We start from the raw sequence: 11,157 nt of genomic DNA, 5'->3' as shown, positions 1-11,157 counted from the left end.
GGCGCTGTGTCTGGCATGCCTGCAATCCGGGAAACCGGACCAGGAAAAAACTTGCAGGCCATAACAGTATCTACGTGGCTCATGCAATATATTGAATTTGCACGATCTTGTAGGCCGGATAAGGCGTTCACGCCGCATCCGGCATGAATAAAGCGCACTTTGTCGACAAGTTAAATGCCGGGTTTAATCCCGACATTATTTTTATCCAGCCACAAAACTCTCTTCAACACACTGAATAAAAGTGTGCATCGCCGGGCTAACCGCTTTTCCAGCATGGTGTGCGCACATGGCCGTAATGGTCTGCGACTGTTCGCCAAAAGGCAATTCAATTAATTCTCCGCTCTCAAGCTCTTTTTCCACCGCAAAGCGGGGCAAGTAACTGACACCGATATTCGCCGCGACACAACGTTTGATACTTTCAATGCTTAACAGCTCAATGGTGTTTTCCACCGTGATCCGCCGCTGACGCAGCGTGCTCTCAAATATCTGCCGGAAGACACATTGCGGTTCGTTGATAATAAAGCTACAGGCGTTATGTCTTCCCGGCTCAGTAAAATCGACATCTGCAATTTGCGGTGAAGCCACCAGCACCAGCGATTGTTCACCCAACTCTCGTCGGTTCAGGGCATCATCATTCCCTACGCGATAAAAGACGCCGACATCGGCCTCATCATTCAGTAGCGCATCACGGATCACGTAACAGTTCAGCGACTGCAACGATAAACGCACTTTTGGTGCGCGTTGCCGAAAACGCTGCAACACCTGCGGCATTCGGTAAGAGAGCAACGTTTCGCCCGAAACAACGCGTAGTTCCCCGTCCGGATCTGACTCCTTTTTGGCAGCCTCACGAAGCGTATCCATCACTCGGGTAAGTTCATAAATGTGCGGCAGCAACTTTTTTCCTTCGCGGGTAAGGCACATCCGTCGGCCAATTTTCTCAAATAACTGGACTGAAAACTCCTGCTCAAGCTGCTGAATATGAAAAGTCACCGTCGATTGTGTACAGCACAATTTTTGCGAAGCTCGCAAAAAGGAACCCTCTTCCACCACGGTTTTAAGCGTAATAAAACGGCGCAGATCCATAACCCCAAACCTATCGAAAATATCGAATCTAGAATATAAAAACATTCATTTTTTTAAATGTTCCGTGTCGGGTACTGTCTACCAAAACAGAGGAGATAACAAGTGACACCGACCCTTTTAAGTGCTTTTTGGACTTACACCCTGATTACCGCTATGACGCCAGGACCGAACAATATTCTCGCCCTTAGCTCTGCTACGTCGCATGGATTTCGTCAAAGTACCCGCGTGCTGGCAGGGATGAGTCTGGGATTTTTGATTGTGATGTTACTGTGTGCGGGCATTTCATTTTCACTGGCAGTGATTGACCCGGCAGCGGTACACCTTTTGAGTTGGGCGGGGGCGGCATATATTGTCTGGCTGGCGTGGAAAATCGCCACCAGCCCAACAAAGGAAGACGGACTTCAGGCAAAACCAATCAGCTTTTGGGCCAGCTTTGCTTTGCAGTTTGTGAACGTCAAAATCATTTTGTACGGTGTTACGGCACTGTCGACGTTTGTTCTGCCGCAAACACAGGCGCTAAGCTGGGTAGTTGGCGTCAGCGTTTTGCTGGCGATGATTGGGACGTTTGGCAATGTGTGCTGGGCGCTGGCGGGGCATCTGTTTCAGCGATTGTTTCGCCAGTATGGTCGCCAGTTAAATATCGTGCTTGCCCTGTTGCTGGTCTATTGCGCGGTACGCATTTTCTATTAACGAAAAAAAGCGGAAGAGGTCGCCCTCTTCCGCTTAGTAACTTGCTACTTAAGCCTTACAGGCTTTCAGTAAAGGTACGAGCGATAACGTCGCGCTGCTGTTCCGGAGTCAGAGAGTTAAAGCGAACTGCATAACCGGATACACGGATGGTCAGCTGCGGATATTTTTCCGGATGCTTAACTGCATCTTCCAGAGTTTCACGACGCAGAACGTTAACGTTCAGGTGTTGACCACCTTCAACGCGAACTTCTGGTTTCACTTCTACTGGAACTTCACGGTATTCAATGTCACCCAGTTTGCTTACTGCAACCACTTCATCTTCTGCATAACCTGCTTTTGCAACGATGCAACGTGCTTCGCCTTTTTCGCTGTCCAGCAGCCAGAAAGAGTTCAGCAGATCGTCGTTAGCGGCTTTAGTAATCTGGATACCTGTAATCATGTGATGCCTCCCCGGCAAAATTATTTGATTTGTTCAGCCTGTCGCGGCCAATTGGTAAAACCATTGTTGCTTGAGTGTATATATACTCCTCAACCACCCTTGATTCTTTGATTTAAATCAATAAAAACCACACATCGATTGTGGTCGTAAATGGATTTTATTGTTTTACATCAACTTATGCGGGTGTGAAATTTTACCAATTTACATTTTTTTGCACTCGTTTAAGTCTAAAAAATGAGCATGATTTTGTTCTGTAGAAAGAAGCAGTTAAGCTAGGCGGATTGAAGATTCGCAGGAGAGCGAGATGGCTAACGAATTAACCTGGCATGACGTGCTGGCTGAAGAGAAGCAACAACCTTATTTTCTTAATACCCTTCAGACCGTCGCCAGCGAGCGGCAGTCCGGCGTCACTATCTATCCACCACAAAAAGATGTCTTTAACGCGTTCCGCTTTACCGAGTTGGGTGACGTTAAAGTGGTGATTCTCGGCCAGGATCCTTATCACGGACCGGGACAGGCGCATGGTCTGGCATTTTCCGTTCGTCCCGGCATTGCCATTCCTCCGTCATTATTGAATATGTATAAAGAGCTGGAAAATACTATTCCGGGCTTCACCCGCCCTAATCATGGCTATCTCGAAAGCTGGGCGCGTCAGGGCGTTCTGCTGCTCAATACTGTGTTGACGGTTCGCGCAGGTCAGGCGCATTCCCACGCCAGCCTCGGTTGGGAGACGTTTACTGATAAAGTCATCAGCCTGATTAACCAGCACCGCGAAGGCGTGGTGTTTTTGTTGTGGGGATCACATGCGCAAAAGAAAGGGGCGATTATAGATAAGCAACGCCATCATGTACTGAAAGCACCGCATCCGTCGCCGCTTTCGGCGCATCGTGGATTCTTTGGCTGCAACCATTTTGTGCTGGCAAATCAGTGGCTGGAACAACGTGGCGAGACGCCGATTGACTGGATGCCAGTATTACCGGCAGAGAGTGAGTAAATTTGCGGTAAAATGCCGGATGGCAGAGTTGCCACCCGGCTGATTTATCAGGCTTTATTCTGACGCCACCATTCACCAAGCAAAACGCCGGTTGCAACAGAGATATTCAGCCCGGCAACGTTGCCCGTACCGTCAATCTTCACGCGCAGATCGTTCGGATCGCGTGCGGCATCCGGTAACCCTTCATATTCCTGACCCAGCACCAGTACCATTTTCGCTGGCAGACTGGTTTTGAACAGCGGTTTCCCCTGCTCGCTGGAAGTGGTCACTACGGTGTAACCTGCCTGACGGAAATCATCCAACACGTTAACAATGTTGTCGCCAGTAATCGGCTGAACGTGCTCTGCGCCGCCTTCTGCGGTACGGATAGCCGCCCCCGACTCCAGCAGTGCCGCATCCTGCACCACAACGCCTTTCACGCCGAAGTGCGCGCAGCTGCGCATCATGCCACCCAGGTTATGCGGGTTAGATTCGTTTTCCAGCGCCAGTACACAATCCTGCGCGCCTGCCTGGCTTACCCACTGCTGCACGGTTGTGCCATTACGCTTTTTGATCAGGAAGCAAACGCCGCCGTGATGTTCCGTGCCTGACGCTTTTGTCAATTCCGCTTCATCCACCACATGGTACGCTTTGCGGTTTGCTGCCATCCAGCGCAAGGCTTCTTTAAAACGCGGCGTTACACTCTGGATAAACCAGGCGCGAACAATCGCTTCCGGACGGCTCTGGAAAAGTGCCTGACATGCATTTTCGCCGTAGACGCGGGTTTCTTCCGCACGCTGACGACGCAACACTTCCGGATCAATAAAACTTTTACCACTGATGCCACCGTGATCGGCCTTTTCCGGCGTCTCATCACCCGGCGCGCGGGAAACCGTGCGCCACGGCGAATCTTCCCACTTGCGGTCACGGGGCTGACTCTGTTTGTCATCGCGGGCGGGGCGACGGCCACCGTCAGCACGAGATTTTCCTGGACGCCCGCCCCCTTTCCCGGTACGCGGGTTGTGGGTACGTTTATCAGAATCATCATCACTGCGGACATACATCACTTTGACCTTGCCGCTTTTACCTTTCATTTCATCGTTCATGCTTTTCTCCACCAGCGCTGCGCGAAGCGCGCAGATTACCCGAAGTCCGCGCGGTTCGCCATGATTTCGTACCAAAGCCTGCGACTATCATACCTATTGAATAAAACAGATTGTTGTCTGGAACAATGTCCCCGATAATATGTAACATATTAGAAACATACCGGCGTCGTTGCCGATAAGTCTCCTTACTCATCCCGAGGTTAGTTATGAATACCGTTTGTACCCATTGTCAGGCCATCAATCGCATTCCCGACGATCGGATCGAAGATGCGGCAAAATGCGGACGCTGCGGTCACGACTTGTTTGACGGAGAGGTGATTAATGCGACCGGTGAAACACTCGACAAATTGCTGAAGGATGATCTACCTGTGGTGATCGACTTCTGGGCACCGTGGTGCGGCCCCTGCCGTAATTTCGCACCAATTTTTGAAGATGTCGCGCAAGAGCGTAGCGGTAAAGTGCGCTTTGTGAAAGTGAATACCGAAGCTGAACGTGAATTGAGCAGTCGCTTTGGAATTCGTAGTATACCGACGATCATGATTTTCAAAAACGGTCAGGTTGTCGACATGCTTAATGGCGCAGTACCGAAAGCGCCGTTCGATAGCTGGCTGAACGAATCTCTTTAATCTTACCGGGGCGCATCTTGTGCCCCGTTTTCTCCTCTGCGACAATGGCGTTTTTTCGACGCTCTCTTATGACCGAAAACGCTGTTCTCCAGTTACGCGCCGAGCGTATTGCGCGCGCAACACGTCCTTTTCTTGCCCGCGGTAATCGCGTTCGTCGCTGCCAACGCTGTCTTTTGCCAGAGAAATTATGTCTCTGTTCGACAATTACCCCAGCACAAGCAAAAAGTCGCTTCTGTTTGCTGATGTTCGACACCGAGCCAATGAAGCCCAGTAATACCGGGCGTCTGATTGCTGATATTTTGCCTGATACCGTTGCGTTTCAATGGTCGCGTACCGAACCCTCGCAGGATTTGCTGGATCTGGTACAAAACCCGGATTATCAGCCAATGGTGGTCTTTCCCGCCTCGTATGCTGATGAGCAACGGGAAGTGATCTTCACACCACCTGCCGGTAAGCCACCGCTGTTTATCATGCTCGATGGTACCTGGCCGGAAGCTCGCAAGATGTTTCGTAAAAGTCCGTATCTGGATAATCTTCCCGTCATTTCCGTCGATCTTTCCCGGCTTTCTGCCTATCGCCTGCGTGAAGCCCAGGCTGCAGGCCAATATTGTACTGCCGAGGTAGCCATCGCACTGTTAGATATGGCCGGCGATACCGGGGCGGCAGCAGGGTTAGGCGAGCATTTTACCCGCTTTAAAACACGCTATCTGGCAGGAAAAACGCAACATCTGGGTAGCATCACAGCAGAACAGTTAGAAAGCGTTTAAAATCATTCGGTCACTTCTGCGGGAGACCGGTATGAGTCAGCGAGGACTGGAAGCACTACTGCGACCAAAATCGATAGCGGTAATTGGCGCGTCGATGAAACCCAATCGCGCAGGTTACCTGATGATGCGTAACCTGCTGGCGGGAGGCTTTAACGGACCGGTACTCCCGGTGACGCCAGCCTGGAAAGCGGTGTTGGGTGTGTTGGCCTGGCCGGATATTGCCAGCTTGCCCTTTACACCCGACCTTGCGGTTTTATGTACCAATGCCAGCCGTAATCTTGCTCTTCTGGAAGAGCTCGGCGAGAAAGGCTGTAAAACCTGCATTATTCTTTCCGCCCCGGCATCGCAACATGAAGATCTCCGCGCCTGCGCCCTGCGCCATAACATGCGCCTGCTAGGACCAAACAGTCTGGGTTTACTGGCTCCCTGGCAAGGTCTGAATGCCAGCTTTTCGCCTGTGCCGATTAAACGCGGCAAGCTGGCGTTTATTTCACAATCGGCTGCCGTCTCCAACACCATCCTCGACTGGGCGCAACAGCGTGAGATGGGCTTTTCCTACTTTATTGCGCTCGGCGACAGCCTGGATATCGACGTTGATGAATTGCTCGACTATCTTGCGCGCGACAGTAAAACCAGCGCCATCCTGCTCTATCTCGAACAGTTAAGCGACGCGCGACGCTTTGTTTCGGCGGCCCGTAGTGCCTCGCGTAATAAACCGATTCTGGTGATTAAAAGCGGACGTAGCCCGGCGGCACAGCGACTGCTCAACACGACGGCAGGAATGGATCCGGCGTGGGATGCGGCTATTCAGCGTGCCGGTTTGTTGCGGGTACAGGACACCCACGAGCTGTTTTCGGCGGTGGAAACCCTTAGCCATATGCGCCCGCTGCGTGGCGACCGGTTGATGATTATCAGCAACGGTGCTGCGCCTGCCGCGCTGGCGCTGGATGCCTTATGGTCACACAATGGCAAGCTGGCAACGCTAAGCGAAGAAACCTGCCAGAAACTGCGCGATGCACTGCCTGGACATGTGGCAATCTCTAACCCGCTCGATCTGCGCGATGACGCCAGCAGCGAGCATTATGTCAAAACGCTGGACATTCTGCTCCACAGCCAGGATTTTGATGCGCTGATGGTTATTCATTCACCCAGCGCAGCGGCTCCCGCAACAGAAAGCGCGCAAGAATTAATTGAAGCGGTAAAGCATCATCCCCGCAGCAAATATGTCTCTTTGCTGACGAACTGGTGCGGCGAGCACTCCTCGCAAGAGGCACGACGTTTATTCAGCGAAGCCGGGCTGCCGACCTATCGCACGCCGGAAGGCACCATCACCGCGTTTATGCATATGGTGGAGTACCGGCGTAATCAGAAGCAACTACGCGAAACGCCGGCGTTGCCCAGCAATCTGACTTCCAATACCGCAGAAGCGCATCTTCTGTTGCAACAGGCGATTGCCGAAGGGGCTACGTCGCTCGATACCCATGAAGTTCAGCCTATCCTGCAAGCGTATGGCATGAACACGCTCCCCACCTGGATTGCCAGCGATAGCACCGAAGCGGTGCATATTGCCGAACAGATTGGTTATCCGGTGGCGCTGAAATTGCGTTCGCCGGATATTCCACATAAATCGGAAGTTCAGGGCGTAATGCTGTACCTGCGTACAGCCAATGAAGTCCAGCAAGCGGCAAACGCTATTTTCGATCGCGTAAAAATGGCATGGCCGCAGGCGCGGATCCACGGCCTGTTGGTGCAAAGTATGGCTAACCGGGCTGGCGCTCAGGAGTTGCGGGTTGTGGTTGAGCACGATCCGGTTTTCGGGCCGTTGATCATGCTGGGTGAGGGAGGTGTGGAGTGGCGTCCTGAAGATCAAGCCGTCGTCGCACTGCCGCCGCTGAACATGAACCTGGCCCGCTATCTGGTTATTCAGGGGATCAAAAGTAAAAAGATTCGTGCGCGCAGTGCGCTACGCCCATTGGATGTTGCAGGCTTGAGCCAGCTTCTGGTGCAGGTTTCCAACCTGATTGTCGATTGCCCGGAAATTCAGCGTCTGGATATTCATCCTTTGCTGGCTTCTGGCAGTGAATTTACCGCGCTGGATGTCACGCTGGATATCGCGCCGTTTGAAGGCGATAACGAGAGTCGGCTGGCAGTGCGCCCTTATCCGCATCAGCTGGAAGAATGGGTAGAATTGAAAAACGGTGAACGCTGCTTGTTCCGCCCGATTTTGCCAGAAGATGAGCCACAACTTCAGCAATTCATTTCGCGAGTCACCAAAGAAGATCTTTATTACCGCTACTTTAGCGAGATCAACGAATTTACTCATGAAGATTTAGCCAACATGACGCAGATCGACTACGATCGGGAAATGGCGTTTGTAGCGGTACGACGTATTGATCAAACGGAAGAGATCCTCGGCGTCACGCGTGCGATCTCCGACCCTGATAACATCGATGCCGAATTTGCCGTGCTGGTTCGCTCGGATCTCAAAGGGTTAGGCTTAGGTCGACGCTTAATGGAAAAGTTGATTACCTATACGCGAGATCACGGACTACAACGTCTGAATGGTATTACGATGCCAAACAATCGTGGCATGGTGGCGCTAGCCCGCAAGCTCGGGTTTAACGTTGATATCCAGCTCGAAGAGGGGATCGTTGGGCTTACGCTAAATCTTGCCCAACGCGAGGAATCATGAGTAAGGTACTGGAAATGTTGACCACTTAATCGGGACTGGTGTTATTATTGCCCGCTTATGTCGTCTGCATTGCACAGAGGACCCTTCAATGAACAGAGAAGAAATGCACTGTGATGTTGTCAAAATTTAAGCGTAATAAACATCAACAACACCTTGCCCAACTACCCAAGATTTCTCAATCAGTTGATGATGTCGATTTCTTTTACGCTCCCGCCGACTTCCGGGAGACGCTGCTGGAAAAAATAGCCAGCGCGAAGCAGCGCATTTGCATTGTCGCCCTGTATCTCGAACAGGATGACGGTGGCAAAGGCATTCTGAACGCGTTGTATGAAGCTAAAAGGCAGCGTCCGGAACTGGATGTGCGGGTGCTGGTCGACTGGCATCGTGCACAACGTGGACGCATTGGCGCTGCGGCATCTAACACTAACGCTGACTGGTACTGCCGCATGGCGCAGGAAAATCCGGGCGTAGATGTTCCGGTTTATGGCGTTCCAATCAATACCCGTGAAGCCCTTGGTGTTCTGCACTTTAAAGGCTTTATCATCGACGATAGCGTACTTTATAGCGGTGCCAGCCTGAACGATGTTTACCTGCATCAGCACGATAAATATCGCTACGACCGTTATCATCTGATCCGTAACCGTAAGATGTCAGACATTATGTTTGAATGGGTTACACAGAATATTATGAATGGCCGCGGCGTTAATCGTCTGGATGATGTTAATCGGCCAAAAAGCCCGGAAATCAAGAACGATATTCGTCTGTTCCGCCAGGAGCTGCGTGATGCCGCTTATCATTTCCAGGGTGATGCCGACAACGATCAGCTTTCCGTAACGCCGCTAGTGGGGCTGGGGAAATCGAGTCTGTTGAACAAGACCATTTTCCATCTTATGCCTTGTGCCGAGCAGAAACTAACCATCTGTACGCCATACTTCAACCTGCCAGCAATCCTTGTGCGCAATATTATCCAGTTGCTGCGCGAAGGGAAAAAGGTCGAAATTATTGTTGGTGATAAAACCGCGAACGACTTCTACATTCCGGAAGATGAACCTTTCAAGATAATTGGCGCATTGCCTTATCTCTATGAGATCAATCTGCGTCGTTTCCTGAGCCGTTTGCAGTATTACGTCAATACTGACCAGCTAGTGGTTCGGTTATGGAAAGATGACGACAACACCTATCACCTAAAAGGGATGTGGGTTGATGATAAGTGGATGTTGATCACCGGTAATAACCTGAACCCGCGCGCCTGGCGTCTGGATCTGGAAAACGCCATTTTGATCCACGATCCACAACTGGAGCTTGCGCCGCAGCGAGAGAAAGAACTGGAGCTGATCCGCGAGCATACCACCATCGTTAAGCACTATCGCGATCTGCAAAGTATTGCCGATTATCCGGTGAAGGTTCGTAAACTCATCCGCCGTTTGCGCCGTATCCGCATCGACCGATTAATTAGCCGCATCCTGTAATCACAACCCCGTCCTGTACGGGGTTTGTTTTTTGGAGGCCACGTTTTGCGTATTCTTTTTGTCTGTTCGCTATTGTTACTTTCTGGATGCAGCCATATGGCTAACGATAGCTGGAGCGGGCAGGATAAAGCTCAACACTTTATTGCCTCGGCGATGCTTTCCGCCGCCGGAAATGAATATTCACAGCATCAGGGGATGAGCCGGGATCGCAGTGCCATGTTTGGATTGATGTTCTCTGTCAGTTTGGGGGCGTCAAAAGAGCTTTGGGATAGCCGCCCCGAAGGGAGCGGCTGGAGCTGGAAGGATTTGGCCTGGGATGTCGCCGGTGCAAGCACCGGCTATACCGTCTGGCAACTGACCCGTCACTAAAGACGCATCCCCTTCCCTTTGCGATGTAGCATCAAAGAAACCAGAAACGCCACCACGGCCATCAAGGTCACATACCAGAAGAAGGCTGTTTCCATTCCTATTGATTTCAGCGACAACGCTACGTACTCCGCCGAACCACCAAATATAGCATTAGCGACCGCATATGACAGGCCAACGCCTAATGCGCGAACCTGTGCCGGGAACATCTCAGCCTTCAGTATTCCACTGATTGATGTATAAAAACTCACTATCAGCAGGGCACACATCACCAGACCAAAAGCGGCATAAGGCGAGGAAACGTTTTGCAATGCTGAGAGAATAGGAACGGTAAAAATGGCTGCCAGCGAACCGAAACATAACATTGAGGTACGGCGACCAATCTTATCCGACAGCGCGCCAATGAGTGGTTGAATAAGCATGAATACAAACAATGCGGCAGTCATAATGCCACTCGCCACGTTGGCATGCATTCCCGCAGTATTTACCAGATACTTCTGCATATAAGTGGTGAAGGTATAGAAACAAAGGGAGCCCGCAGCGGTAAAACCGAGAACCATGATGAATGCACGGCGATTGCGCCATAATCCTTTCAGAGATCCAGCTTCTTTTAAAGCGCGCGTTTCTTGTTGCGAAGTTTCATCTAACTGACGACGTAACCACAACGCCACAACAGCTAACACAGCTCCTAACGCGAAAGGAATACGCCATCCCCACTCTCTGAGTGCAGCGTCTTCCATGGTGTGTTGTAAAACCACGACAACCAGTAGGGCTAGCAGTTGTCCGCCGATCAACGTCACATACTGAAATGATGCGTAAAAACCTTTGCGCCCTTCAACGGCAACTTCACTCATATAGGTGGCGCTGGTGCCATATTCTCCGCCAACAGATAATCCCTGAAATAAACGCGCGAGAAGCAATAATGCCGGAGCCCACGTACCTATAG

General features: G+C 51.3%; 11 protein-coding genes. 7 read left to right on the top strand and 4 right to left on the bottom strand.

The features are described 5' to 3' along the window. Positions 1–201: 201 nt before the first annotated feature. Positions 202–1,083 carry a LysR family transcriptional regulator gene (locus tag QZF50_RS20155; RefSeq protein WP_000365855.1) on the bottom strand — a complete coding sequence of 294 codons (882 nt, stop codon included), beginning with the start codon at positions 1,081–1,083 and terminating at the stop codon, positions 202–204. Between the two features lie 102 nt (positions 1,084–1,185). On the opposite strand from QZF50_RS20155, the gene eamB reads away from it, so the two are divergent. Beyond that, a complete protein-coding gene (gene eamB / locus QZF50_RS20150) occupies positions 1,186–1,773 on the top strand; it encodes a cysteine/O-acetylserine transporter (protein WP_000189207.1) in 588 nt (195 codons plus the stop codon). Between the two features lie 55 nt (positions 1,774–1,828). On the opposite strand, the gene grcA is transcribed toward eamB, so the two are convergent. Further along, on the bottom strand, positions 1,829–2,212 hold the full coding sequence (gene grcA, locus QZF50_RS20145; protein ID WP_000627807.1) for an autonomous glycyl radical cofactor GrcA: 384 nt from the start codon (positions 2,210–2,212) through the stop codon (positions 1,829–1,831). 304 nt (positions 2,213–2,516) lie between these two features. On the opposite strand from grcA, the gene ung reads away from it, so the two are divergent. After that, a complete protein-coding gene (gene ung, locus QZF50_RS20140) occupies positions 2,517–3,206 on the top strand; it encodes a uracil-DNA glycosylase (protein ID WP_001262716.1) in 690 nt (229 codons plus the stop codon). Between the two features lie 47 nt (positions 3,207–3,253). Here the strand turns inward: ung and QZF50_RS20135 are convergent, their stop codons facing one another. Further along, positions 3,254–4,291 (bottom strand): tRNA/rRNA methyltransferase, encoded by a 1,038-nt coding sequence (locus QZF50_RS20135; protein WP_000997403.1) that lies wholly within the window; start codon positions 4,289–4,291, stop codon positions 3,254–3,256. A 206-nt stretch (positions 4,292–4,497) separates the two neighbouring features. Here QZF50_RS20135 and trxC point away from each other — a divergent pair, with 206 nt between their 5' ends. The 5 genes from trxC (at position 4,498) to QZF50_RS20105 (ending at position 10,214) form a co-directional block, all read left to right on the top strand. Further along, positions 4,498–4,917, top strand: coding sequence for a thioredoxin TrxC (gene trxC / locus QZF50_RS20130; protein WP_001098726.1), 420 nt, complete (start codon positions 4,498–4,500; stop codon positions 4,915–4,917). A 68-nt stretch (positions 4,918–4,985) separates the two neighbouring features. Then, a complete protein-coding gene (tapT, locus tag QZF50_RS20125; protein ID WP_001343689.1) occupies positions 4,986–5,684 on the top strand; it encodes a tRNA-uridine aminocarboxypropyltransferase in 699 nt (232 codons plus the stop codon). Between the two features lie 31 nt (positions 5,685–5,715). Next, the gene (gene pat, locus QZF50_RS20120; RefSeq protein WP_000082949.1) at positions 5,716–8,376 is read left to right on the top strand and encodes a protein lysine acetyltransferase; all 2,661 of its coding nucleotides are present in this window, start codon (positions 5,716–5,718) and stop codon (positions 8,374–8,376) included. 113 nt (positions 8,377–8,489) lie between these two features. Beyond that, a complete protein-coding gene (gene pssA, locus QZF50_RS20110) occupies positions 8,490–9,845 on the top strand; it encodes a CDP-diacylglycerol--serine O-phosphatidyltransferase (protein WP_000949265.1) in 1,356 nt (451 codons plus the stop codon). A 45-nt stretch (positions 9,846–9,890) separates the two neighbouring features. Continuing rightward, entirely contained in the window at positions 9,891–10,214 is a 324-nt protein-coding gene (locus QZF50_RS20105; RefSeq protein ID WP_001300818.1) for a YfiM family lipoprotein, read from the top strand. Here the strand turns inward: QZF50_RS20105 and kgtP are convergent. After that, positions 10,211–11,157 (bottom strand): alpha-ketoglutarate permease (gene kgtP, locus QZF50_RS20100; protein ID WP_290388962.1); only part of this gene is annotated, 947 nt, incomplete at its 5' end. The genes QZF50_RS20105 and kgtP overlap by 4 nt on opposite strands.

This window comes from uncultured Escherichia sp., from assembly GCF_948475835.1.
Classification (GTDB): Bacteria; Pseudomonadota; Gammaproteobacteria; order Enterobacterales; family Enterobacteriaceae; genus ECMA0423.
The sequence above is the reverse complement of the archived record's forward strand: the minus strand, read 5'-3'. Positions and strand labels throughout refer to the sequence as shown.

What these genes read in the sequence shown, in the direction of transcription:
- pat (WP_000082949.1), top strand. Translation starts at nt 5,716, where the DNA reads ATGAGTCAGCGAGGACTGGAAGCACTACTGCGACCAAAATCGATAGCG.
- pssA (WP_000949265.1), top strand. Translation starts at nt 8,490, where the DNA reads ATGTTGTCAAAATTTAAGCGTAATAAACATCAACAACACCTTGCCCAA.
- ung (WP_001262716.1), top strand. Translation starts at nt 2,517, where the DNA reads ATGGCTAACGAATTAACCTGGCATGACGTGCTGGCTGAAGAGAAGCAA.
- QZF50_RS20135 (WP_000997403.1), bottom strand. Translation starts at nt 4,291, where the DNA reads ATGAACGATGAAATGAAAGGTAAAAGCGGCAAGGTCAAAGTGATGTAT.
- grcA (WP_000627807.1), bottom strand. Translation starts at nt 2,212, where the DNA reads ATGATTACAGGTATCCAGATTACTAAAGCCGCTAACGACGATCTGCTG.
- tapT (WP_001343689.1), top strand. Translation starts at nt 4,986, where the DNA reads ATGACCGAAAACGCTGTTCTCCAGTTACGCGCCGAGCGTATTGCGCGC.
- QZF50_RS20155 (WP_000365855.1), bottom strand. Translation starts at nt 1,083, where the DNA reads ATGGATCTGCGCCGTTTTATTACGCTTAAAACCGTGGTGGAAGAGGGT.
- trxC (WP_001098726.1), top strand. Translation starts at nt 4,498, where the DNA reads ATGAATACCGTTTGTACCCATTGTCAGGCCATCAATCGCATTCCCGAC.